This window comes from Streptomyces sp. NPDC051740 (genome assembly GCF_044453165.1).
GTDB lineage: Bacteria > Actinomycetota > Actinomycetes > Streptomycetales > Streptomycetaceae > Streptomyces > Streptomyces atrovirens.
Window position 1 is genome coordinate 80,468 of the sequence record NZ_JBITCL010000007.1, and the last position, 22,912, is coordinate 103,379.

A 22,912-nucleotide genomic window follows, 5' to 3' on the forward strand; every position below is an offset into this window, starting at 1 on the left:
GTCCGGGCCGGCCTGGACGACTGGGTTGTCCACAGGCGCGGGAGGTTCCTGTCCCGTATCGGCGAGACTGCCGTCGTGGAACATGTGGGGCCCAGGGCCGATCTGCGGGCGCTGGCGCAGGGAGGCGTGCTGCTCACCGCGCGGGCGCTGAACTCCGGGTGGCCGCAGAGTTCGCTCACCGCGCGACTGCACGCGGAGGGATGGACCCGCGTGCAGAACGGGGCGTGGGTCGTGCCGGGGAAGGTGATCGACTCCGGCGTACGGCTGAGGGTGACCCAACTCCTCACTCCCCGGCTCGTCGTGAGTCACCACTCGGCCGCTCGGCTCTGGCAGATCGAGACGCTGGGTGCGGGCTCGGCGGAGCGGGTCGAGTTCACCGACCCCGGCCTCAGCTTCCGGGGAAGGCTCACGGGAGTCCGCGTGCACCGTCTGCCCCTCGCCGAGGCGGATGTCCAGTACCGAGGTGGGCTGCGCGTCACCGACGTCCCTCGGACCCTCGCCGATCTGCTTCGAAACGGAGGTCGGGATGACGCCTTGGTGGCCGTGGAGTCCGCACTCGGCTACCGCAGGGTCGGCGGAGTGCGTCGGCCGCCCCTCATCGCCCCGGCCGCACTCTCCGTCGCGCTGGAGGCATCACTCCTGGGCAGCAACCGGGCGCGGGAGTGGCTGAGGCTCGTCGACCGTGAGTCCGGATCGCCCGCGGAGACGGTCGCGCGCCTCCGCATGCTCGACGCCGGCCTACGGCCGGAAACCCAGGTCGAGGTCCGCACGCCGAGCGGTCGACGCCGCTACCTGGACTTCCCGTTCCGGGCCGAGGGACTCGCCGTGGAGATCGAGGGCTACGCCTACCACGGCACCCGCGAGGCCCACCGCCGGGACATGGCCCGCTTCAACGAGATCGCCCGCTGCCCGGAAGTCCGGCACGTCCTGCGCTTCGGAGCGGCGGAGGTGTTCGAGGGGGCCGGGGCCATGATCGATGAGATCCGTGCCTCGTTGGTCTGGCTGAGGGCGGGGGAGGTGGTCCTCCCGTTGGTTCCGAGTGACCGTTGGGCCACCTGTGATCCCCGGTCGGGTCAGCCGGCCGGCTCGGCGATCATGTCGGGTTCGCATGCGGCGATCCGGGTCACGTCCTCGTCGCCGATCTCCACCCGGATCGGCACCGTCTCGGACCCGGGTACGGCGACGTCCTGGGAGCGGGTGCGGACCTCCGCGCCGGTCTCGTCCTCGAACCTCACGGTGACGGTGAAGACGCCGTCCGTGGTGTTCTGGTTGGCGACCTCGACCGTGGCGTACGGGGTCTCCTTCGAGGCGCAGTCCACCAGGGACACCAGGGCGCCCTGCTCGGACGAGGAAGCGCTTCCGCCGCCGTCCCCCGTGTCGCCGTAGTCGTCGGAACCGTAGTCACCGCCGGAGCCGTAGTCGTCATCGTCGTAGTCGTGGTGCGAGCCGCCCCCCGAGCTCGACGACGAGTCGTGGTTCTGGCTGGAGCTGCTGCAGCCGCCGCCCCCGTCGCCGTGGCCGCGGCCGGTCGAGAAACCGGTGAGGGTGAGGACGACGAGTGCCGAGACCGCTGTGAGCTTGAGTGCGTTCCCCCGAGAATCCATGACCCTCAGGCTATCGATCTTCGTGTCACGAACATGTCACTGCCTGGCGACCGTCGCGTACCCGGCGTAGCGTCTGCGGTGGGAGCGGCGGGCCGCCGCTCCCCGCAGCGACGGCCGCCGTCCGACAACCCTTCCGTGCACCCGGTACGACGGCCGTCCGCGGAACGAGGGTTCCCGCCGTCCGCGGAACCAAGGTTCCCGCCGTCCGCGGAACGAGGGTTCCCGCCGTCCGCGGAACCGGGGTTCACGCCGTCCGCGCCGTCCCCGTCCCCTTCTCCGCGTCCAGCGCGTACACGCAGCGGTCCTTGCTGCACGCGTACACCACGCCGTCCCGGACCACCGGGGAGCCGGTGATCTCGCCGCCGGTCGCCAGCTTCCATCTCAGGCGGCCGTCGTCGGCCTTCAGGGTGTAGAGCAGGTGGTCGCTGGAGCCGAAGTGGATGCGGCCCTCCGCGACCGCGGGCGCGCCCACGATCTCGCCGCCGGACTGGAAGCGCCACTTGGGCGTGCCGGTGACCGCGTCCAGCGTGTACAGGCCCTTGCCGCTGCCCACGTGGACGTGGGCAGCGGCGACCAGGACCGGGTCGACGGAGGCGCGGGACTCGGTGGCGATGCGCCAGCGGTCACGGCCGTCGGTGGCGTCGAGGGCGTAGACCGTGCCGAGGTAGTCGGCGAGGTAGAGGCCGCCGCCGGTGACCGCCGGGCCGGGCACGAAGGCGGGCGGGGCGAGGAAGACCGCCGGGGCCTCGAAGTGCCAGCGGACGTGGCCGGAGGTGACCTCCAGGGCGAGGACGCGGGTGCCGGCGCAGACGTAGACGTAGCCGTCGGGGGCCTGCGTCACACGGACCGGGACGCCGCCGCAGGAGGCCGCGTCGCCGATGGGGTACGACCAGCGCTCGTCGCCGGTGCGGGCGTCGAGGGCGCGCAGCCGGGCGTCCTGCCAGACGTAGACCGTGCCCTCGTGGACGGCGGGGCCGGCCTCGGGGGACTCGAAGTCGGTCTGGCAGCCGCTGATCTCCCACAGCTTCTGGCCGGTGGACGCCTCCCAGGCCTGGACGCCGCCGCCGCGCGTGCCGGTGACGACGGTGCCGCGGTCGGCCTTGAGGGAGTACACCCAGGCGTCCGTGGACAGCCGCCACAGGTCGCCGCCCTCGCGGGCGTCGAGGGCGAACAGGGTGGGTCCGTCGGAGGCGTGGATACGGCCGTCGGCGACCGCCATCGACCAGGCGACGTCGCGGGTCTTGAAGCGGCGCCGGCCGGTGGCGACGTCGAGGGCGTGCACCTCGAAGGAGGTGACGTAGACGAGGTCGCCGTCGACGGCGGGGGTGCCCCAGACGTCGTTGGACATGCGGAAGCGCCACGGGCGCCAGCCGCCGCCGGGCTGGTCCGGCGGCGCGGTGGGCGCGGTGGGTGCCGGTACGGCGGGGTCGGCGCCGTTGACGCCGGGGCGGGGCTTGGACCAGGTGGCGGCCAGGGCGGCGGCCGGCGGAGGTGCCTTGACGGCGGCCGCGCGCGTGTCGGCGACGCGCGGGCCGGGTCCGATGGGCACCATCGCGCCCGCCAGCCGTACGGGGCCGGTGTCGGGGGCGCCCGCGGGGGCGCCCACCGGTGCACCGACCGGCGCGGGCATCGACGGGGGCGGCGGGACGACCGGGTCGTGCCGGGGCGGAGGAGGGACGTGGGGGCGGGCCCCGCCGCCGGCGCTGCGGCCGGTTCCGGGCGCGGGCCGGATGGCCGTCCGGCCGCCCCGCCGCGTCTCGATCAGGCTCACCGCCCGCTCGGGCAGCCACGCCGACGCCGTACCGCTGTCGTCGGAGCCGGAGCCGAACAGGTGCGGGGCGAGCTGGGCCTGGAGGTCGGCGGGGTTGGGCCGGCCCGTGGCCTCCATCTGCATGCAGGCTTCGATGAGCGGGCGCAGCTCGTCCGGGAGGCCTTCGAGGTCCGGGCCCTCGCGCAGCAGCATGAAGACGGTCTCGACGGGGTTGGCGCCGTGGAACGGCGGATGCCCCGTGGCGGCGAAGACCAGCATCGAGCCGAGCGAGAAGACGTCGCTCGCGCCGGTGACGCTGCGGGAGTCCTTGGCCTGCTCCGGGGACATGTAGGCGGGGGTGCCGACGGCGACGTTCGTCATCGTCAGCCGGGTGTTGGAGACGCCGGACGCGATACCGAAGTCGATCACCCGGGGGCCGTCCTCGACGACGAGGACGTTGGAGGGTTTCAGGTCGCGGTGGACCAGTCCGGCGCCGTGGATCGACTGGAGCGCCTCCGCGACGCCCGCCGCGAGCCAGCGCACCGCCTGCGCCGGGAGCGGCCCGCACTCGTTCACTATCTCCTCGAGGGAGGGCGCGGGCACGTACGCGGTGGCCAGCCACGGCACGGCGGCGCGCGGATCGGCGTCCACGACGGCCGCCGTGTAGAAACCGGAGACCGCGCGGGCCGCCTCGACCTCGCGCGTGAAGCGGACCCGGAACAGCTGGTCCTCGGCCAGTTCGGTCCGGACCGTCTTGATCGCCACCCGGCGCCCGGACGCCGAGCGCGCGAGATAGACCAGCCCCATGCCGCCGGCTCCCAGCCGTCCCAGCACCTCGAACGGCCCGATACGCCGCGGATCGTCCTGCCTCAGCTGATCCACCACTTGCCTGCCACCTCCCCGTACGAATCGCGCCACCACCTGTGCCCGCGATCGAAGTGCAGCGTCTCACCACCGCACCGCCGTGGCGGCACGCACCCCGATTCTTCCTGTCCGCGCCCCCGGTTGCGAACCGGCCGACAAATAGGGTGTCCAGGTTTTCATACGACACAGAGGGCGGAAACGGCTCGGCGGTTCACCGGTCCGGTGACTCAGCGGTGCAGCAGCGCGAAGGACGCCCCCTGATTGTCGGTGACCACGGCCGCCGTGCCGTAGGACGTCTCGAAGGGCGGAACCTGGACCCGGCCGCCGAGCCGGACCACCTCCTCCAGACCGGCCCCGGGGTCCTCGACGGCGAAGTGGACGAGGAAGTGCGGCGGCATCTCGGCGGGGAAGACGTCGGAGACCGGCGCGCGGCCGAAGTCGGGATCGGCGTCCGGGCCGAACAGGGCGTCGTGGAAGAGACCGCCGTAGAAGGTGTTGGCCGCCTGGGTGTCCCGCGTGTACAGCTGCACCCAGGCGAAGGTGCCCGGCTCGTGACGGCGCCCGAAGCCGGGGGTCTCCGCGCCCTGCCAGAGGGAGAACACCGCCCCCTCGGAGTCGGTGACGAGCGCGGTGACGCCCAGGTCGCCGAAGGGCCCCGGCGGGGAGACGACCTGCCCGCCGGCCGCGCGGATCCGCCGGCACAGCGCCCCGGCGTCCGGGGTGGCGAAGGACACCGTCCATACGGTGGGCAGCCGGCCGTCCGTCTTGTGCGCGAGGGAGGCGACGGGGGCGCCGTCCTTCAACGCCCGCACGGTTCCCTGGGGCTGGTCCTCGAAGGTCCAGCCGAAGAGGTCGCCGTAGAACCGCTTGCCCGCCTCCACGTCGGGCAGCTGCGCGTCCACCCAGCAGGGGGTGCCCTCCGGGTACTCCGACGCCCTGTGCCCCGATGCCCTGTTTTCGGCCATGCCGCCAAAGTAACCGCGTCGCCCGCAGGCCGCAGACCAGGCACACCGGCCTCCGGGGACCCGCACACCCCATTTGCAGTCGGCCGAATCGCGCCGGGATCGCCCGTCGGTAAGCTGACGGCATGACAGGACAAGTGCGTACCGTCGACGGCCGTGTGGCCGGCCGGCGTGGGCAGGCGACCCGGCAGAAACTGCTCGACTGCCTCAGCGAGATGCTCAGCTCCTCCCCCTACCGGGACGTCAAAGTCATCGATGTCGCACGGAAGGCGGGCACCTCGCCCGCGACCTTCTACCAGTACTTCCCGGACGTCGAGGGCGCCGTCCTGGAGATCGCCGAGCGCATGGCCGCCGAGAGCGCCGGGCTGAGCGAGCTGCTGGAGGGCCGCTCCTGGACGGGGAAGGCCGGCTGGCAGACGGCGCAGGAACTCGTCGACGGTTTCCTGGAGTTCTGGCGGGACAACGAGGCGATCCTGCGGGTCGTGGACCTCGGTGCGGCCGAGGGGGATAAACGTTTCTACAAGATCCGTATGAAGATCCTGAACTCCGTGAACAACTCGTTGGCGGACTCCGTCGCCGAGCTGCAGGCCAAGGGGCGGATCGACAAGGACGTGAACCCCGCGGCGGTCGCCGGCGCGCTGGTGGCCATGCTCGCGGCCGTCGCCTCCCACCAGAAAGGTTTCTCCTCCTGGGGCGTGAAGCAGGCGGAACTCAAACCGAACCTGGCCCTGTTGGTGCACCTGGGGGTCACCGGCAAGAAGCCGGCGAAGTAGGTGGAACAGGTGAAATAGGCGCCCGGCGGTCCCTACCGGTGCGCGGTTCTGCAAGTCCTGTCAGACGGGCGGTGGTCCACTCCGGTGGGCCGCCGCCTGCCGCTTTCCACACGGTGGGGGGAACGGGGAACACGGCAGCGCCCGCCCGGCGTTGTGTTCCATCGAGCCGAACGCAGGCCCGAGCGACCCCGAACGCCCCCGAGTGAACGTCCGACGCACACGCCGCAGGAGGAACCCGGAATGGCCCTGACCCGCGAAGAGCGCGAACAGTTCCTGGCCGAGCCGCACATCGCGGCGCTGGCGGTCGACGCGGGGGACGGCCGCGCCCCGCTCACCGTGCCGATCTGGTACCAGTACGCGCCCGGCGGCGACGTATGGATCATGACCGGCCTGGACTCGCGCAAGAACCGGCTGATCAGCGCGGCGGGGCGGTTCTCGCTCATGGTCGACCGCCTCGAACCCACCATCCGCTACGTCTCGGTCGAGGGACCGGTGCTCGACACCACCCCGGCCACGGTCGAGCTGCTGCGGGAGATCTCCGCGCGCTATCTGCCGGCCGACAAGGTCGAGGGGTACGTCGACTTCTCCTGGAAGAACCACGGCGAGCAGGTCGTCGTACGGATGCGGCCCGAGCGGTGGGTGTCGTCGGACCTCGGGTCGGTGTGAACCCGCCGGAGGCCCGACAATCGGTGCATGGAACCCGATCTCCACGAGCTGCTGAGGTCGCTGCGGGTGTGGGACCCGCAGGTCACCGACCTGCCGGCGTTCGACCCGGCCGCCGCGCCCGCCGAACCGCTGCCGCTGTTCACGCGGTGGTTCGCCGAGGCCGTGGCGGCCGGCCAGACCGAGCCGCACACCATGTCCCTGGCCACGGCGGACGCGCGCGGGCTGCCGGACGTACGGATCGTGGTGCTGCACGGCGCGGACGACGACGGCTGGTCCTTCGCCACCCACGCGCACAGCCGCAAGGGCGGCCACCTCGCCGCACGTCCGTACGCCGCGCTGGCCCTCTACTGGCCGGTGCTGGGCCGCCAGGTGCGGGTGCGCGGCCCCGTCGGGGCGGCCCCGGCCGAGGAGGCGCAGGCGGACCTGCACGTCCGCTCCACCGGGGCGCTGGCGGCAGCGCTGACCGGCAGGCAGAGCGAGGTCCTCGGATCGCCGGAGGAGCTCGCACGGGCCTCGGAGGCGGCATGGCGACAAGCACAGCACGCACCGGACACCCCGGCCCCGTCCTGGACCCTGTACCGGCTGCGGGCCGACGAGGTGGAGTTCTTCCAGGGCGAGCCCCGACGACGGCACGTACGGCTCCGCTACCGGCGCGGGACGGAGGGCTGGGTCAGGGAATCGCTGTGGCCGTAAGAACAGGCTCCGGGTCGGGGGCGAGACGGGCGGGCGTCGCGGAACGCCCCACGGCTCCGCACCGGCGGTGAGCCCAGAGCCGGGTCAGACGGTCCCTGTCGCCGTGAGGACAGGCTCCGGGTCGGGGGCGAGACGGGCGTGCAGGTGGGCGTCGCGGAAGGTGTCGTGGCGGCCCGCCTCGAAGATCGCGCCGCGCATCGTCCCCTCGTGGCGGAACCCGCAGCGCTCGGCGACCCGGCAGGACGCCTCGTGTCCGATGGCGTGGTTCAGCTCCAGCCGGTGCAGGGCGAGTTCGGTGAGCGCCCAGCGGGCGGTGAGCAGCAGCGCCCGGGTGGCGACGCCCCGGCCGCGGGCCTCGGGGAGCACCCAGTAGCCGACCGTGCCGCGCCGCATGACGGGGTGGATCTCGTTGACGCCGATGTGCCCCAGTGCCGTACCGCTGCGGGCGTCGGCTATCCGGAAGGACGCCCCCGTGCCGTCCGCGTCGTGCCGCGCGCCCCGGCGCAGTGACTCCCGGGCGCTGTCCGCGTCCGTGATCGGCCGGAGCGGGGTGTTCCAGCGCCGGAACTCCGGGTCCGTGAGGCCGCGCAGCCAGGTGTCCACGTCCGCCCGGGACTCGGGATCCCAGGGGCGGAGGCGCAGGCCGTGGCCGTGAAGCTCGGGGAGGGGCCCGGTGGGCCCGGGTGAGGAGGACATGAGGACATTCAAACCCGCGATCCCCGCACACGTGACCAATCCGCAACCAATTCCGGTCTTGACCGATACCCATCAACCAGGGGCGTGATTACGCTCGCGCTCATGGCCGACTCCTCCGACTCCTCCACGTCCGCGCAGCCCACCGCGCCGAACCGGGCGGACCGCCCCGTCTACGTCATCGGCGGCGGCCCGGGCGGACTCGCCGTCGCGTACGCCCTGCGCGCCCGGGGGGTGCGGGCCGTCGTCCTGGAGCGCTCCGGCCGCGTGGGGGACTCCTGGCGGCGCCACTACGACCGGCTGCGCCTGCACACCACCCGGCGCCTGTCCGCGCTGCCCGGGCTGCCGATGCCGCGCCGGTTCGGGCGGTGGCCGGCCCGCGACGACGTGGTCCGGTACCTGGAGAAGTACGCCGAGCACCACCGCCTGGAGATCGTCACCGGTGTCGAGGTCTCCCGGGTCGAGCGCACCCCCGACGGCACCGGCTGGCTGCTGCACGCCACCGGGGGCCGCGAACTGACCGGCGCGGCGGTCGTCGTCGCCACGGGCTTCAACCACACGCCCCGCGTCCCCGACTGGCCCGGCCTGGACACGTACACCGGCGAGTTCCTGCACGCGTCCGAGTACCGCGACGCGGAGCCCTTCGCCGGCCGGGACGTGCTGGTCGTGGGCGTCGGCGACACGGGTGCCGAGATAGCCGTGGACCTGGTGGAGGGGGGCGCCTCCCGGGTGCGCCTCGCGGTGCGCACCCCTCCGCACATCGTGCGCCGCTCGACCGCCGGCTGGCCCGCGCAGTACTCGGGGGTCCTGGTACGCCGGCTGCCGGTCGGCCTCGTCGACCGGCTGTGCCGGGTCCAGGCGAGGTTGGCGCTGCCGGACCTGTCGGACCGGGGGCTTCCGCGTCCCGGATCCGGGCTCTACAGCCGGGTGCGGGAGGGGGCCATCCCCGTGCAGGACGTCGGTCTGATCGACGCCGTGCGCAAGGGGGCGGTGGAGGTCGTGGCCGCGGTGGAGGGTTTCGAGGAGGGCGAGGTCGTCCTGGCGGACGGTGATCGCGTCGGCCCGGACGCGGTCGTGGCGGCCACGGGGTACGAGCGCGGTCTGGAGGGGCTGGTCGGCGGGCTCGGTGTCCTCGACGGCCGTGGCAGGCCGGTCGTCCACGGCGCCCGCACCCCGGCCGGCGCGCCCGGCCTCTACTTCACGGGGTTCACCAATCCGATCAGCGGCAATCTCCGTGAACTGGCGCTGGACGCGCAGCGGATCGCGAGGGCGGTGGCCCGCGCGGGGGGAGCCTCCCGACTGCCCGCGTGACTGCGGGCAGTCGTGCCTCCCCCAGTGCCTAAACGGGCCTGGGAGGTACCCCCAGGGCGGCACGGGTGGGCGCGGCGGCACCCCGCAAACGCCGGGCCGCGCAACGACCCCCGCCCCGTCCCGGCCCCGACCCCTCAGGCGACCGCCGTCGCAAGGGGAGCCGCCCGCCGCCGGATCACCAGCGCCATCAGCGCCGCCGCCGCGCACAACGCCCCCGACGCGATCCAGACCACGTCGTACGACCCGAACACGTCCCGCGCGACACCCCCGAGGAAGGCGACGACGGCCGCGCCCACCTGGTGCGAGGCCAGCACCCACCCGAACACGATCGGGCTGTCCTCCCCGTAGTGCTCACGGCACAGCGCGAGCGTCGGCGGCACGGTGGCGACCCAGTCCAGCCCGTAGAAGACGATGAAGAACAGCATCGGCGGATGCACGCTCGGCGCCAGCAGGATCGGCAGGAACAGCAGCGAGATCCCCCGCAGCGCGTAGTACACCGCGAGCAGCCGGCGCGCGTCGAAGCGGTCCGTGAACCATCCGGACGCCACCGTCCCGACGACGTCGAAGACGCCGATGACGGCCAGCAGGGACGCCGCGGTCGTGATCGGCATGCCGTGGTCGTGGGACGCGGGCACGAAGTGGGTCTGGATCAGCCCGTTGGTCGAGGCGCCGCAGATCGCGAAGGTCCCGGCGAGCAGCCAGAACGGCCTCGTCCGCACCGCCGAGAACAGCACGGTCAGCGCACGCCGGGCAGCCCCCGGAACAGGTTCCGGCTTCGGCACGAACTCCTCGGCCCCGTAGGGCTTCTCCCCCACGTCGGCCGGGTGGTCGTGCAGCAGCAGCCAGACGAACGGGACGACGGCCAGCGCGGCGAGCGCCACGGTGACCGCCGCCGGCCGCCATTCGTACCGCGAGACGATCCAGGACAGCAGCGGCAGGAAGATCAGCTGCCCGGAGGCGGACGCCGCGGTGAGGATGCCGGTGACCAGGCCCCGGCGCTCGGTGAACCAGCGGTTGGTCACGGTCGCGGCGAAGGCCAGCGCCATGGAACCGGAGCCGAGTCCCACCAGCAGGCCCCAGCACAGCAGCAGCTGCCAGGCCGCCGTCATCCACACCGTCAGGCCCGAGCCGAGCGCGATCACGCCGAGGGCGACCGCGACCACCTTCCGGATGCCGTAGCGGTCCATCAGCGCCGCCGCGAACGGCGCGGTGAGGCCGTACAGCGCGAGGTTCACGGAGACCGCCGCGCCGATGGTCCCGTGCGACCAGCCGAACTCCGTGTGCAGCGGGTCGATGAACAGGCCCGGTACGGAGCGGAAGGCGGCGGCACCGATGATCGTCACGAAGGTGACGGCGGCGACGAACCACGCGCGGTGCACACGGGTGCGGGTCGGCTTCGGGCCGCTCGCGGGCGGCTCCACGACGGCGGCTGTCTCGCTTGTCCGGGTCACGCCATAGAGCCTCCGGGATCGGGCCCGCCGCAACGAGTGGCCGGGAGGACAGCATTCGCTAGGATCGGGCCATGGATCCGGTCGAGCCCTCCCGAGCGTCCGCCGGCTTCCGGCCCCACCGCGTCGTCGTCCTCGCCCTCGACGGGCTGCTCCCCTTCGAGCTGGGCATCCCGCACCGCATCTTCGGCCGCCCGAAGGACGCGCGGGGGCGGCGCCTGTACGAGGTGATCACCTGCTCCGTCCGGCCGCCCGGGCCGGTGGAGACCGACGCCGACTTCGCCGTCCACGTCGCCCACGGCCCCGAGGCCCTCGCCACCGCCGACACGGTGATCGTCCCGGCGTCCTACGAGCTCGGCCCGGTGTTCGAGCGGGGCGAGCTGACCGGTGAACTGGCCGCCGCCCTCGCCCGCATCCGCCCCGGCACCCGGCTCGCCTCCATCTGCACCGGCGTGTACGTCCTCGCCGCCGCCGGATATCTCGACGGCCGGCCCGCCACCACCCACTGGGCCGACTCCGAGCGCCTCCAGCGGCTGTTCCCGCGGATCGAGGTCGATCCGGACGTGCTGTTCGTCGACGACGGGGACATCCTCACCTCGGCGGGCGTCGCGGCCGGGATCGACCTGTGCCTGCACATCGTGCGCCGCGACCACGGCGCCGTCGTCGCCAACGAGGTGGCCCGCCGTACGGTCGTACCGCCGCACCGGGACGGCGGGCAGGCGCAGTACATCGAGCGGCCGGTGCCCGATCCGCAGCAGGCCTCCACGAGCGCCGCCCGTGCGTGGGCGCTGGGCCGGCTGCACGAGCCGATCCAGTTGCGCGACATGGCCGCGCGGGAGGCGATGTCGGTACGCACCTTCACGCGCCGCTTCCGGGAGGAGTCCGGCGTCAGTCCGGGGCAGTGGCTGACCCGGCAGCGGGTGGAACGGGCCCGGCATCTGCTGGAGTCCACCGACCTGTCCGTGGACCAGGTGGCCCGCGACGCCGGTTTCGGCACGGCCCAGTCGATGCGGCAGCACCTCCAGACCGCGCTGGGGGTGACGCCGACGGCGTACCGGCGGACCTTCCGGGCGGGGACGGCCGCGTCGGCCCGGGGGTGAGCGGGAGACCGCCCACAAGCTGTGGAGATACCCGGGCGCCTGCCGACGGTGGCGGTGCGGCGCCGTCCACCCCGAGCACGGCGGCGCCGCACCGCTCTTCGGCTTCGGCGCTCCCGCCCGGGTTCCCCTCGGCCCTGAGGGGACCGACGCCGAATCACGACCCACACTCGTCGAGGGCTCCCGTCGTCGAGCCCTCGCCGTCCCCTCGCGGCGAATCGTTGACGAACAGCGTGATCAAACGGTCACGGCACGTCAATACCGATTCGGGTGGCAATGATCTGCTTGGGGCATATGCCCTGTTCGCCGACACCGCGCACAGAAGCACACCCGGCGCACCACATCACACCCCCGCCCACCGACCCGGCCTCCCGTGCACCCGTGCACCCGTGCACCTGCGAAGACGTGGGCGACCGGACGACAAGGGACGCGGACAACTCCCCCAAGGCGCGCGGGAAACTGCGCAAGGAAGGGCGCGGACAACCCCTGAAGGGGCGCGGGGCCGTACCGATATGCGGCTCCGCCGCGTGGGCGCGACCAGCCCCAACCGGCCCGCACCCGCCGACGAACCGGATGAACCGAGCCCTCCCACGCCCGCACGACACACGCCCCGCGCGTACTCACACCGCTTCGTAAGCCAACCCGCCACAAGCCGAAGCCCCGTCGGAGACCTGCCCGCAGCGATCCAGCTCGCACCAGATCCGCTTGCCGGCCCCCTCCGCGCTCCACCCCCACCGATCCGCCAGTCCGTCCACGAGCGCGAGCCCGCGCCCGCCCGTCGCCTCGCCGTTCACACAGCGCGGCACCGGCGCCCGCTCGCTGCGGTCGGTCACCTCCAGGCGGACGGTGGCCCCCTCGGCGTCCTCCTCCGGCAGGGAGAGCCGCAGTACGGCCGGACGGCCGGTGTGCACCACGGCGTTGGTGACGAGCTCCGAGACGAGCAGGATCAGGGTCTCGGCGAGCGGTTCATCGGCCCCTATGCCCGAACCGGCCAGCCGCGAACGGGCCCACCGCCGGGCCCGTCCCACCTCAGCGGGGTCGGGCCGGATCTCCAGCTGCACTTGAAGCACCTGCACCGCTCACACCATCCGAACCGGCGGACACTTGGACTCGCGCCTCACGAGGGCCACGATCGTAGCCATCTTCTGCATGGCCGGAACAACGGCCGGGACAGGGGTCACGGAACGTGAATCCCCTGTGGAACAGCATGGTTGACGTACAGTCACCCCAACAAGCGCTTCGGGCATATTCCAGCGCGAAGGAGTACACGTACGGCATACTGTGCGACGCCCGCCGCGGGAAGTCGAACGGGCGCCGGCGTTTCGCCTGGCCACCCGGCGGGAAGTCGCAGGCACCGGCCGGTACGGAGTCGCCTCGGGGGCGACTCCGGTGCGGTGCGTACGCGGGACCACTCGCATCCCACACAAGGTACCGGAGCGGACGTCCGACTCCGGGCCGTGACGAGTACCGCACAGGACACAAGCCGGCATCAACCCTCCGTGATCATGAAAATGCCACGATCCGTGACATCCGCGCGGAGGCGTTCCACCCGGGCCGCCAGGGCCACCAGGGCCACCGGAGCTACGCGGGGACGGTGAAGTAGCGGGCGAAGGAGCGGACGATCTCCTCCTCGCCGATCCTGCCGTCGCCGTCCGAGTCCAGCGCGGCGGCGGCCGTACGGGCGAGGTCCTCGGGGACGCCGAGCACCTTGAGGACCCGCGCGGTGTCCTCGACGCCGGCCGTACCGTCCCCGTCGGGGTCGGCGACGGCGAGCGCCGCGTGCAGGAAGGGGCGGGCGATCTCGGCGAACCGGTCCGGGTTGTCCCGCAGCCGCTTGACCGCGCCGTTCACGAACTCCTCGCGCGTGATGCGCTGGTCGCCGTCGCGGTCCGCGATCCCCGCCATGCCCTGCCAGAACGCCTCCGCACCGATGTACAGGGCCTGGCCCCGGTCGGAGCGGGCCGCGGTGCCGAACTCGGCGAGCAGCGCCTTGGCCGCTCCGCTGAAGTCCTCGCGGTCGATGCAGCCGTTGCCGTCCTGGTCGAAGCCCGCGAAGCGGGCCGCGATCCTGCGCTCGTACTCGCTGGTGACCATGTCTCTCAGGCCGCCTTAGGTCAGTGGGTCGTCTCGCTGGGAGCGTACGTGGTGGAGGGCCGCCGGGGAGCCGGAAAACGACGCCTGGACCAAGACCGGGGGAATAACGGGACAAGCGTGTGACACGTGTGAGCGCCCGCACACGGCGTCACGCCGACAGCGGGCGGGAGTCCTCGTCGACCGCGGAGGGGACGTCCGGGTGGATCTCGAAGAGCCGGCGGACCCCGAGGGCGCCGAGCACCTTGTTGACGTGACTGCCGTCGGCGGCCCCCCGCGCGGGGAGGATCAGCCGCAGGCTGCCCCGGCAGGAGCGGAGCAGCCGGCGGGAGGCTATGAGCACGCCGACCCCGCTGGAGTCGCAGAACCACACCTCGGAGAGGTCGAGGACGAGGCTGTGCCTGCCCTCGGCCACCACGTCGTGCACCCGCTGGCGCAGCACCGGGGACGTCACCAGGTCCAGCTCGCCCGAGACCCGGAGCACGGCCCACTCGCCGTGCTCCTTGTCGGTCACTTTGAAGGTCACCACCACGTCCCTCGCTCGCCGAAACGGAAGCAGTCCCTACGCTTCCTTGCAGCGCGGCTGCCCACCGGCCGTTCCCCGAAACACGGGCCGAGAAACAAGTACCGAACAGAAAGGGCTTATTTTAGTCGTCTTCGATCTGATTCGATCGATTCCGATCGGTGCGGAGGTGGGTGGATGCGGCCCGAACGGCGCCCGACGTGGGCGGGCGGCCCCTTACCACCTGCGGCTCCTCCAGGGGCGCACATTGTCATAAAGGGGCGTGCGCCCTCCTGCGCGCCGACTACATTCCTGGGGTCGCAGGCCACACCGGACCCGGGTACCGACCGACCCGGGAGCGGGAAGGAACAGGGGGTGAGGGGCCGCATGCCGAAAACGGACGTACCGCCCCGCTGGGACCGCAGGATGCAGCAGCGGCTCTCGCGCGGGGAGGCGGCGGCCCTCGGCGAGCTCTACGACCGGTTCGCCTCGCTCGTGCACGGCCTCGCCCACCGCGTCGTCGGCGACGAGCACGCCGCCGACGCCGTCACCCGTGCCGTCTTCGCCCACGTCTGGGAACACCCGGACTCCTACGACCCCGCGCAGGAACCCCTGCGCACCTGGCTCGCCACGCTGACCAGCCTGCTGGCCGTACGACGGCTGCGCACCACGGAGACCGCGGCGCTCGCCCGCGGCGGCCCCGGCACCGCGGAGGACCTGGAGCGCACGGTGCGGCACGCCTCGGTGGCGGCCCGCGCCGACTACATCGTCCAGTCCATGCCGACGCCCCTGCGGGCCGCCCTGGAGCTGGCGTACTTCCAGCGCCGGGACTACCGCCAGACCGCCGCCGACCTGGGCGTCACCGACGACGAGGCCCGCCGCCGGCTCCGCCTCGGCCTGCAGTTGCTGGCCACCGCGCACGACACCGGTGCCCCGGGCAACCCGCCCGGGATCGGGGGCGCCGCGTGAGCGAGCACCGTGCCGAGCCGCTCGTGCTGGAGCACCACGTGCTGAAGTCGCTGCTGGGTGCCTGGGCGCTGGCCGCCTGCGCGCAGGCGGAGGCGGACGCCGTCGAGGAGCACCTCGGCGCCTGCGGTCCCTGCGCGGACGAGGCGCTGCGGCTGCGCGAGGCGGTCGGCCTGCTCCAGCGGCCCGAGAGCCTGGACCTGGACCCCGGCCTGCGCACCCGCGTCCTGGAAGCCTGCCTGGAGCGGCGCCCGCCCCGCGTCCCCGTGCCGGAGTGGGCCGCCGCGTACGACGCCGAGACCGCGCGGCTGGACGCGCTGCTCCAGGACTTCGGCGACTCCGAGTGGCACGCGCCGGTGCGGCTGCGCTGGTACGAGTCCGACGAGGCGAGCAGCCGCCGTACCACCGTCGCCGGGGTCATCGCGCACCTGCTGACGGTCGACGGGCTGGTCGCGGTCGCCCTCGGCCTCGACGACCCGCTCGGCGACGCCACGGCCGCCCGGCCCACCCCGTCGGAGCGCACCGAGGCGTACTGGCGGGCCGCCCGCTTCCCGCCCACCCGCTCGGTGCGGACGCCCTGGCGGGAGCAGAGCCACGGCCTCGTACGGACGGTGTCCTTCACGGGCGGCGGCACCGGACGGCTGCCGGTGTCGTACGGCGACTACGAACTGCCGCTGCACGACGCGATGCTGGACCGGGCCTTCGAGTGCTGGGTGCACGCGGAGGACATCGCCGAGGCGGTGGACTACCCGTACGACCCGCCCTCCGGGCGGCATCTGCACCGCATCGTCGACCTGGCCGCACGGATGCTGCCGGCCGTCCTCGAACACCGTCGGCTGCACGGGCTGGCCTCCCCCGTGGAGCGGCACCTGGTCGCCGCCGGGGAGCCGGGGCGCAGCCTGCGGCTGGAGATCGAGGGGTCCGGCGGAGGCGAGTGGCTGATCCCGCTGGACTCGCCGGCGGCGAAGGGGTCGGCCGAGCACGAGGTGGCGCATGTCGCGCTGGACGGGGCGGAGTTCTGCAGGCTCGCGGCGGGACACGTCCCGCCGCGGGAGGCCGCGGTGGGGCAGGTCGGCGACCGCGAGGCGATCAAGGACGTACTGTTCGCGGCGGCGAGCATGAGCCGGATGTAGGGGCGGGTTCCGTCCCGTCGGCGGCTGCGGGTGGTTCGTGGTTGCTCGCGCCCGCAGCCGCCACCGAGCCGGAGCCCCCGAGCTCTCAGGCGAAAACGACCGTCCTCCGACCGTTCAGGAGAATCCTCCGCTCCGCATGCCACTTCACCGCCCGCGCCAGCGCCTGGCACTCCACGTCCCGTCCGATCGCGACGAGCCCCTCGGGCGTGACGTCGTGCCCCACCCGCTCGACCTCCTGCTCGATGATCGGCCCCTCGTCGAGATCGGCGGTGACATAGTGCGCGGTCGCGCCGATCAGCTTCACACCCCGCGCGTGCGCCTGGTGGTACGGCTTCGCGCCCTTGAAGCTCGGCAGGAAGGAGTGGTGGATGTTGATGATCCGCCCGGAGAGCCGCTTGCACAGGTCGTCCGAGAGGACCTGCATGTAGCGGGCGAGGACGACGAGTTCGACGTCGTTCTCGCGCACGATCTCCAGCAGCCGGGCCTCGGCCTCCGGCTTGCCGTCCTTCGGCACCGGGATGTGGTGGAAGGGGATGTTGTACGAAGCCACCAGTTCGGCGAAGTCGGTGTGATTGGACACCACCCCGGCGATCTCCACCGGCAGCGCGCCGGTCTGCGCGCGGAACAGCAGGTCGTTCAGGCAGTGCCCGAACCGGCTGACCATGAGCAGGATGCGCATCTTCTCGTCGGCCCGGTTGATCTGCCAGTCCATGTGGAAGGAGTCACCGATCGCCGCGAAGCTCGCCCGCAGCTTCTCCACGGTCACCGGGGCGTCCGCCGAGAAGTGGACGCGCATGAAGAACAGTCCCGTGTCGTGGTCGCCGAACTGCTGGCTGTCCTCGATGTTGCAGCCGGTCATGAAGAGGTAGCTCGACACGGCGTGCACGATGCCCTGCTTGTCGGGGCAGAACAGGGTGAGGACGTACTGGTCGGCGGGGGCCGCGGCTCGGGTGGACTGCTCGCTCATACAGAAAAGGGTCCCACACGCGCGGTCACGGCCGGCCGACCGTTCCGCTACGCGGACCGCGTCACGATCCGCAGCACCTCGAGGCTGCTCGGCGGGGCGTCGGGGTCGTCACCGTCGCTCGCCGCCATCCGCACGTGCGCGTCCCGCGCGGCCCGTACCGCCTCCGGCCACCCCTCGTGCTCGAGATAGGCGGCCACCGGCGCGTCCGGGCCGACCTGGTGCATGATCCGCAGCACGCGCAGCACCGCGGTGTCGACGAGCGCCGCCTCCTGGGAGTCGCGGAAGATCGTGCCGACGTACTTCTCGGCGGACCAGTTGTCCAGCCAGGTGTCCTCGACCAGCCGGTAGACGGCGTCGGTGACGTCGCCGTAGCCGTCGGCCCCGGCCAGCCAGACGCCCCGCTGGAAGGCGGGGTCGGAGAGCATGTGCAGCGCGGAGCGCACATTGCTGCGCCAGCGCCACCACGGCATGTCGTTGAGTGGCATGCCGCCCATGGTGGAGGAGCGACGGCCGCGACGGGAAGAGTTCTCCGAACCTTGCACGGTCGTCGATCGTACGTTTCCGCGCCACATGAGTCATACGGGACCCCGTAATTCACCTCGGCGTCACCGTCCGTTGACCGACGGTCACTCCGGGGTTGGCCATGTGGCGGAATCGTGCGGGGGCATGACCGGCAGGCGACGCATCCGCAGCATTCTCCTCCACCGGCCCGTCAGGGCCCGCGTCCTGACCACGGGCGCGCTGGTGGCGTGCGCGTCGCTCGCCGCCGGGTGCGGTGTCGTCCCCGGTGCCACGGGGGGTTCCGGGGACGACGGCCCCATCACCGTGATGACGTGGGCGCCCCAGGACACCGAGGCCACCAACAAGCCCGGGATGCCCGCGCTCGCCGAAGCGTACGCCCGCTGGATCAACTCCCAGGGCGGTATCAACGGCCGCCGGCTCACCGTACTGACCTGCAACGACAAGAACGACACCGTGGCCGCCGCGCGGTGCGCCCGGCGCGCGGTGCAGGAGAACGCCGTCGCGGTCGTCGGCTCCTACAGCCAGTACGCCGACTCCTTCATGCCCGCCCTGGAGGGCTCCGGGATCCCGTACATCGGCGGTTACGGCGTCACCAACGACGAGTTCACCAGCCCGCTGTCCTATCCCGTCAACGGCGGCCAGCCGGCGCTGCTGGCCGGTCTCGGCCGCACCCTGGCCGACGGTTGCGGGCCGGTCACCCTGATCCGGCCCGACACCATCGTGGGCGACCAGCTGCCCCCGCTGCTCGACTCGGGCCTTGCGGCGGGCGGGCACGCGCGCTCCGGTGACCAGCGGGCCGCGGAGGACGCCACCTCGTACGAGAGCCAGGCGCGGCAGGCCCTGGAGCGCTCCACCGCGGACGTGGCCGAGCGGGGCTGTGTGGTGCCCGCCCTCGGCGACCGCACGGGCACCTTCATGGACTCCTTCCGGCGGGCCCGCGCCGACTATCCCGAGGTGCGCACCGCGACCGTGCTGGGCAGCGTCGACCAGAGCACGATCGACGCGTCCGGCGGGGCGTCGGGGCCGTACGAGGGGTCGTACGTCACCGGCTGGTACCCGGCGGCGAGTGACGCGAGCTGGGACCCGATGAAGAAGGTGATCAAGGAGGAGGCGTTCGGCGACAACCGGATCGACGCCGCGGACGCCGGGGTGCAGACCACCTGGATCGCCTACACCGTGTTCAAGCAGGTCGTCGAGTCCCTGGGCGACGGCGAGGTGAGCGCCGACACGGTGAGCGGGGCTCTGGACGACGGACTGAAGGTCACCACGGGCGGGCTCACCCCCGCCCTGCGGTGGAACTTCCAGGACGAGCTCGCCGCCGTCGGCTTCCCCCGGCTGGTCAACGCGAACGTGACGCTGCAGGTGGTCGAGGACGGCCGACTGGTCGCGGCCCGCAAGGGCTTCACCGACGTGACGAAGACGCTGCGGGACGCGGATCTGGGCTGACCCGCGGTTCCGCCCGGCCGGGCGGGACGCGGGTCAGCGGCGTCCGGTCACAGCTGGGTCGGCTGGCGCTCGGTCAGGCCGTACTGCTTGGCGATCACGTTCCACAGCTGGGCGGCCTTCTTCTTCTCGGTGGTCGCCGTGCCGCTGGCCTGGTTGCCCGCCTGGGTCTGACCGGTGGAACGGGCCTGGCCCTTCTTGCAGCCCTTCTTGCCGGCGGTCTGGTCGGCCCAGGCGGCGTAGTGGTTGTCGGCCGACGCCGACGCCTGCCACGCCTTGGTGAGCGCGGTGGTCAGCGCCTGGTGGTCGGGCAGCTTGTCCACGGACAGGCCGGAGAGGTCGGTCACGAGCTGGGTGCGCTGCCCGGCCGCTTCCCGCAGGTCCTCGGCCGCCTGGCCGAGGTCGCGGCAGGCCTTCACATCGGCGACCGCGTTGATCACGGTGGTGCGGCTGTTGCCGCTGTCGGCCAGCAGCTTGTCCAGCTCGACGGCCTGCTCACGGGCCGGGTCGGCGGCCGGCGAGGCGGAGGCCTCCACGCTGGCGGGCGCGGTCGCGGACACGTTCTGGTTGTCGCCGTCGTCGTCGCCGCCCGGGCTGCCGAGCAGCGCGCCCGCGCCGACCCCGAGGACGGCGATACCGACGCCGACCGCCGCGATGAGCGGCACGCGTGAGCCGGTACGGCCACCGCCGCGTCCGCCCCGGCCCCCGGTCGGGGCGGTGGGACCGGCCGGGCCGCCGGGCGGGCCGGACGGGGTGTGGGCGGCCCGGGCGGGCTGCCCGTACTCGACGCGCGGGAGCTGCTGGGTTCCGGCCGGGCCGCCGGCGTCGTCGCGGAAGAGGTTGTCGAACTCGGCGGGCGGCTGCCGGTTGCCGTCACCGGGCGGGGTGCCGTAGGGCTGCCCGGGGGGCTGGTCGGCGACGGGGGCGATGTACTGGGTGGCCTCGGCGTCGGGGCCACCGGCGGGCGGCAGGTGTCCCGCGCCGGGTACGTGCTGCGGGGGCACGCCCGGGTATCCGCCCGCCCCGGAGCCGTGGGTGGGCATCTCGGGGGGCAGCGCGCCCGGGCTCACCGGGGGTATGAACTGCGTCGCCCCCTCGTCGGCGGCTGATACCGGGGGTATGTACTGCGTCGCCCCCTCGTCGGCGGCGGGCACCGGCGGCATGTACTGGGTGACCCCTTCCACCCCGTCCGGCGCGGCGGCCGGCGGGTACTGGGGGGCGCCGTAGCCGTTCTGGGCGGGGGCGCCGTAGGGGTCCGCGCCCGCGGGCGGCAGCGGGGCTCCGGCGGCGTACGGACCGGCACCGCCGTGCGGAACGTCTCCGTGCGGGCCGGACGGGGTGTTCCCGCCGTATCCGGCGCCCGGCTGCGGGCCGTTCGCGCCGTACGGGGAATGGCCGCCGTGGGTCTGCGCGCCCTCGGGCGGGAGCGGGCCGGGGCCGCCGCCGTGGGCCGGGGCGGGCGGGTTCTGCGCGCCCCACGGGGACGGCTCCGGGGTGCCCCATCGGCCGTCGGACGGGGACTGCCAGTCCTGGCCGGGCGGTGAAGCCGGGTTCTGCTGCCCGGGGCCCCACGGCGTGCCCCAGGTCTGGCCGCCGGGCGGGGCCGCGGCGGGGAACTCTCCGCCGGAGGTCCGGCCGTCCGCGCTGCCGCCGGGGGCGACCGGTCCGGCCGTCATGCCCGGCAGCAGGGGTTCACCACCGTCGGAGGGCAGCACGATGCCTTCGCGCGCGGGGCGCGCCGAGGGCTCCTCGCCCTGTCCACTCTGCGTCACCGGGACTCCTACCAATGGGGGACCTTGTGAATCGTCGGCTCACGCTACCGGGTCCCCTGAGCCCGGTGCCACGCAGCACAGGACCTGACCTCCTGCCCTGTGAGCGCGGTAACAAAACCGGGACACCGTAAGCCGCTTGCGTCACCCCCTTCACCCCTACGTCATGGACGTCACGCCGCCGTCTGGAGCTCCATCCGCGCCCCGAACTCCCGTACCACCGACTCCTCCCGGTACGGCTCGAGGCGCTGCTGGAGGTCCTCCAGGTACTCGGCGCCCCGGTTGGAGCGGAGCCCGCCCAGCAGCTCCACCGCCTTCAGGCCCGTACTGCAGGCCTGTTCGATCTCGCGCTGCTGCACCTGCGCGGTGGCCAGCAGCACGAAGCCGATCGCGCGCCGCCGCGCCCGCGACGCCGGATGCCCGTCCAGCGCCTGGCGGGCGCACCGCGCGGCGGCCTCCGCCTGGCCGAGGTCCCGGTGGCAGTGCGCCAACTCGTCGGCCAGGTAGGCCTCGTCGAAGTGCGCGATCCACACCGGGTCGTCGCCCGAGGCCGGATCGACGGCCTCCATGGCGCTCACCGCGCGCCCCGCCGCCGTCTGCGCGGCGTGCACGTCGCCCATCAGCGCGTGCCCGCGCGCCTCCGCCGCGTGGAACATCGCCTCCGCGCGGGGTGTCACGCGCCCCCGCGCGCCCTCCTGCGCCGCGCGCGCCAACTGCGCGATCTCACGCGGGTTTCCGAGCTGCGCGGCCAGGTGGCTCATGGAGGCGGCGAGCACGTATCCGCCGTATCCGCGGTCCCCGGCCGCCTGCGCCAGCCGCAGCGCCTGGATGTAGTAGCGCTGGGCGAGGCCCGGCTGCCCGGTGTCGACGGCCATGTACCCGGCGAGTTCGGTCAGCCGCGCGACCGCCGCGAACAGGTCGCGTCCCACGGCCTCGCGGTACGACCCCGCCAGCAGCCCCGAGACGACGCTGTTGAGGTAGTGGACCACGACCGGGCGCACGTGCCCGCTGCCGTACTGGTGGTCCAGGTCCACCAGCGCCTGCGTCATGGACCGTACGGCCGCCACGTCGGACTGTCCCACGCGGGGCCCGGCGGAGCGCGCCACCTGCCCGTCGGGCGCGGAGATCAGCCAGTCGCGGCTGGGCTCCACCAGCGCGGAGGCGGCGACGGAGGACCCGGACAGGAAGTCCCGCCGGCCCACGTCGCTGCGCCACAGCTCGCAGACCTGCTCGATGGCTCCCAGTACCGTCGGCGAGAACTGGAGGCCGACACCCGAGGCGAGGTTCTTGCCGTTGGCCATGCCGATCTCGTCGATCGTGACCGTACGGCCCAGTTTGCGGCCCAGTGCCTCCGCGATGATCGCCGGTGCCCGGCCCCGCGGCTGCTGCCCGCGCAGCCAGCGCGCCACCGACGTCTTGTCGTAGCGCAGGTCGAGGCCGTGCTCGGCGCCGCACATGTTGACCCTGCGGGCCAGCCCGGCGTTGGAGCATCCGGCTTCCTGGATGAGCGCCTGCAGCCGTTCGTTCGGCTGCCGCGCGACGAGAGGCCTTGCGGCCATGGCGTACCCCCTGAGGCTGCGGTGCCCTGCCCACGCACCGAGTTGACGTGTCTTCCGCGGCCGTACGTCTCGCGTCCCGGCGAGAAAAGCGGCCGGGAA

Annotated in this window: 20 protein-coding genes; 9 read left to right on the forward strand and 11 right to left on the reverse strand. The window is 73.2% G+C overall.

Annotation, left to right across the window (positions count from 1 at the left end):
• Positions 1–75 precede the first annotated feature (75 nt).
• A complete protein-coding gene (locus tag ACIA6T_RS13900) occupies positions 76–1,386 on the forward strand; it encodes a hypothetical protein (protein ID WP_399446729.1) in 1,311 nt (436 codons plus the stop codon).
• 462 nt (positions 1,387–1,848) lie between these two features.
• Here the strand turns inward: ACIA6T_RS13900 and ACIA6T_RS13905 are convergent, their stop codons facing one another.
• Both ACIA6T_RS13905 and ACIA6T_RS13910 read right to left on the reverse strand, forming a co-directional pair.
• A complete protein-coding gene (locus ACIA6T_RS13905) occupies positions 1,849–4,239 on the reverse strand; it encodes a PQQ-binding-like beta-propeller repeat protein (RefSeq protein ID WP_399446730.1) in 2,391 nt (796 codons plus the stop codon).
• Positions 4,240–4,445: 206 nt separating this feature from the next.
• On the reverse strand, positions 4,446–5,183 hold the full coding sequence (locus tag ACIA6T_RS13910) for a VOC family protein (RefSeq protein ID WP_399446731.1): 738 nt from the start codon (positions 5,181–5,183) through the stop codon (positions 4,446–4,448).
• 134 nt (positions 5,184–5,317) lie between these two features.
• On the opposite strand from ACIA6T_RS13910, the gene ACIA6T_RS13915 reads away from it, so the two are divergent.
• The 3 genes from ACIA6T_RS13915 (at position 5,318) to ACIA6T_RS13925 (ending at position 7,312) form a co-directional block, all read left to right on the forward strand.
• On the forward strand, positions 5,318–5,953 hold the full coding sequence (locus ACIA6T_RS13915; RefSeq protein WP_399446959.1) for a TetR family transcriptional regulator: 636 nt from the start codon (positions 5,318–5,320) through the stop codon (positions 5,951–5,953).
• 240 nt (positions 5,954–6,193) lie between these two features.
• Positions 6,194–6,619: a pyridoxamine 5'-phosphate oxidase family protein gene (locus ACIA6T_RS13920; RefSeq protein ID WP_399446732.1), complete on the forward strand. Its 426-nt coding sequence runs from the start codon at positions 6,194–6,196 to the stop codon at positions 6,617–6,619.
• A 27-nt stretch (positions 6,620–6,646) separates the two neighbouring features.
• Positions 6,647–7,312 carry a pyridoxal 5'-phosphate synthase gene (locus ACIA6T_RS13925; protein ID WP_399446733.1) on the forward strand — a complete coding sequence of 222 codons (666 nt, stop codon included), beginning with the start codon at positions 6,647–6,649 and terminating at the stop codon, positions 7,310–7,312.
• Positions 7,313–7,396: 84 nt separating this feature from the next.
• Here the strand turns inward: ACIA6T_RS13925 and ACIA6T_RS13930 are convergent, their stop codons facing one another.
• The gene (locus ACIA6T_RS13930; RefSeq protein WP_399446734.1) at positions 7,397–8,008 is read right to left on the reverse strand and encodes a GNAT family N-acetyltransferase; all 612 of its coding nucleotides are present in this window, start codon (positions 8,006–8,008) and stop codon (positions 7,397–7,399) included.
• A gap of 102 nt (positions 8,009–8,110) precedes the next feature.
• On the opposite strand from ACIA6T_RS13930, the gene ACIA6T_RS13935 reads away from it, so the two are divergent.
• A complete protein-coding gene (locus tag ACIA6T_RS13935) occupies positions 8,111–9,316 on the forward strand; it encodes a flavin-containing monooxygenase (RefSeq protein ID WP_399446735.1) in 1,206 nt (401 codons plus the stop codon).
• A gap of 134 nt (positions 9,317–9,450) precedes the next feature.
• On the opposite strand, the gene ACIA6T_RS13940 is transcribed toward ACIA6T_RS13935, so the two are convergent.
• A complete protein-coding gene (locus tag ACIA6T_RS13940) occupies positions 9,451–10,767 on the reverse strand; it encodes an MFS transporter (RefSeq protein WP_399446736.1) in 1,317 nt (438 codons plus the stop codon).
• A 71-nt stretch (positions 10,768–10,838) separates the two neighbouring features.
• On the opposite strand from ACIA6T_RS13940, the gene ACIA6T_RS13945 reads away from it, so the two are divergent.
• Positions 10,839–11,864, forward strand: coding sequence for a GlxA family transcriptional regulator (locus tag ACIA6T_RS13945; RefSeq protein WP_399446737.1), 1,026 nt, complete (start codon positions 10,839–10,841; stop codon positions 11,862–11,864).
• Between the two features lie 617 nt (positions 11,865–12,481).
• Here the strand turns inward: ACIA6T_RS13945 and ACIA6T_RS13950 are convergent.
• From ACIA6T_RS13950 to ACIA6T_RS13960, 3 genes are all read right to left on the reverse strand, one after another.
• Positions 12,482–12,922 (reverse strand): ATP-binding protein, encoded by a 441-nt coding sequence (locus ACIA6T_RS13950; protein ID WP_399446960.1) that lies wholly within the window; start codon positions 12,920–12,922, stop codon positions 12,482–12,484.
• A gap of 520 nt (positions 12,923–13,442) precedes the next feature.
• Positions 13,443–13,955, reverse strand: a complete 513-nt coding sequence (locus tag ACIA6T_RS13955) for an EF-hand domain-containing protein (RefSeq protein WP_399446738.1) — start codon at positions 13,953–13,955, stop codon at positions 13,443–13,445.
• A gap of 148 nt (positions 13,956–14,103) precedes the next feature.
• Positions 14,104–14,484 (reverse strand): STAS domain-containing protein, encoded by a 381-nt coding sequence (locus ACIA6T_RS13960; RefSeq protein ID WP_085571378.1) that lies wholly within the window; start codon positions 14,482–14,484, stop codon positions 14,104–14,106.
• 357 nt (positions 14,485–14,841) lie between these two features.
• Between ACIA6T_RS13960 and ACIA6T_RS13965 the strand changes: the two genes are divergently transcribed.
• On the forward strand, positions 14,842–15,423 hold the full coding sequence (locus ACIA6T_RS13965) for a sigma-70 family RNA polymerase sigma factor (RefSeq protein WP_399446739.1): 582 nt from the start codon (positions 14,842–14,844) through the stop codon (positions 15,421–15,423).
• Entirely contained in the window at positions 15,420–16,553 is a 1,134-nt protein-coding gene (locus ACIA6T_RS13970; RefSeq protein WP_399446740.1) for a maleylpyruvate isomerase N-terminal domain-containing protein, read from the forward strand. The genes ACIA6T_RS13965 and ACIA6T_RS13970 overlap by 4 nt, the downstream gene beginning before the upstream one ends.
• Positions 16,554–16,638: 85 nt before the next feature.
• On the opposite strand, the gene purU is transcribed toward ACIA6T_RS13970, so the two are convergent.
• Positions 16,639–17,520, reverse strand: a complete 882-nt coding sequence (gene purU / locus ACIA6T_RS13975) for a formyltetrahydrofolate deformylase (protein ID WP_399446741.1) — start codon at positions 17,518–17,520, stop codon at positions 16,639–16,641.
• Positions 17,521–17,567: 47 nt separating this feature from the next.
• Positions 17,568–18,092, reverse strand: coding sequence for a hypothetical protein (locus tag ACIA6T_RS13980; RefSeq protein WP_399446742.1), 525 nt, complete (start codon positions 18,090–18,092; stop codon positions 17,568–17,570).
• A 94-nt stretch (positions 18,093–18,186) separates the two neighbouring features.
• On the opposite strand from ACIA6T_RS13980, the gene ACIA6T_RS13985 reads away from it, so the two are divergent.
• Positions 18,187–19,488 (forward strand): ABC transporter substrate-binding protein, encoded by a 1,302-nt coding sequence (locus ACIA6T_RS13985; protein WP_399446743.1) that lies wholly within the window; start codon positions 18,187–18,189, stop codon positions 19,486–19,488.
• Between the two features lie 47 nt (positions 19,489–19,535).
• Here the strand turns inward: ACIA6T_RS13985 and ACIA6T_RS13990 are convergent, their stop codons facing one another.
• A complete protein-coding gene (locus ACIA6T_RS13990) occupies positions 19,536–21,257 on the reverse strand; it encodes a hypothetical protein (protein WP_399446744.1) in 1,722 nt (573 codons plus the stop codon).
• Positions 21,258–21,427: 170 nt separating this feature from the next.
• Entirely contained in the window at positions 21,428–22,813 is a 1,386-nt protein-coding gene (locus tag ACIA6T_RS13995; RefSeq protein ID WP_399446745.1) for a transcriptional regulator, read from the reverse strand.
• Positions 22,814–22,912: the final 99 nt, after the last annotated feature.

What these genes read in the sequence shown, in the direction of transcription:
- ACIA6T_RS13910 (WP_399446731.1), bottom strand. Translation starts at nt 5,183, where the DNA reads ATGGCCGAAAACAGGGCATCGGGGCACAGGGCGTCGGAGTACCCGGAG.
- ACIA6T_RS13920 (WP_399446732.1), top strand. Translation starts at nt 6,194, where the DNA reads ATGGCCCTGACCCGCGAAGAGCGCGAACAGTTCCTGGCCGAGCCGCAC.
- ACIA6T_RS13925 (WP_399446733.1), top strand. Translation starts at nt 6,647, where the DNA reads ATGGAACCCGATCTCCACGAGCTGCTGAGGTCGCTGCGGGTGTGGGAC.
- ACIA6T_RS13930 (WP_399446734.1), bottom strand. Translation starts at nt 8,008, where the DNA reads ATGTCCTCCTCACCCGGGCCCACCGGGCCCCTCCCCGAGCTTCACGGC.
- ACIA6T_RS13935 (WP_399446735.1), top strand. Translation starts at nt 8,111, where the DNA reads ATGGCCGACTCCTCCGACTCCTCCACGTCCGCGCAGCCCACCGCGCCG.
- ACIA6T_RS13945 (WP_399446737.1), top strand. Translation starts at nt 10,839, where the DNA reads ATGGATCCGGTCGAGCCCTCCCGAGCGTCCGCCGGCTTCCGGCCCCAC.
- ACIA6T_RS13955 (WP_399446738.1), bottom strand. Translation starts at nt 13,955, where the DNA reads ATGGTCACCAGCGAGTACGAGCGCAGGATCGCGGCCCGCTTCGCGGGC.
- ACIA6T_RS13965 (WP_399446739.1), top strand. Translation starts at nt 14,842, where the DNA reads ATGCCGAAAACGGACGTACCGCCCCGCTGGGACCGCAGGATGCAGCAG.
- purU (WP_399446741.1), bottom strand. Translation starts at nt 17,520, where the DNA reads ATGAGCGAGCAGTCCACCCGAGCCGCGGCCCCCGCCGACCAGTACGTC.
- ACIA6T_RS13980 (WP_399446742.1), bottom strand. Translation starts at nt 18,092, where the DNA reads ATGTGGCGCGGAAACGTACGATCGACGACCGTGCAAGGTTCGGAGAAC.
- ACIA6T_RS13985 (WP_399446743.1), top strand. Translation starts at nt 18,187, where the DNA reads ATGACCGGCAGGCGACGCATCCGCAGCATTCTCCTCCACCGGCCCGTC.
- ACIA6T_RS13995 (WP_399446745.1), bottom strand. Translation starts at nt 22,813, where the DNA reads ATGGCCGCAAGGCCTCTCGTCGCGCGGCAGCCGAACGAACGGCTGCAG.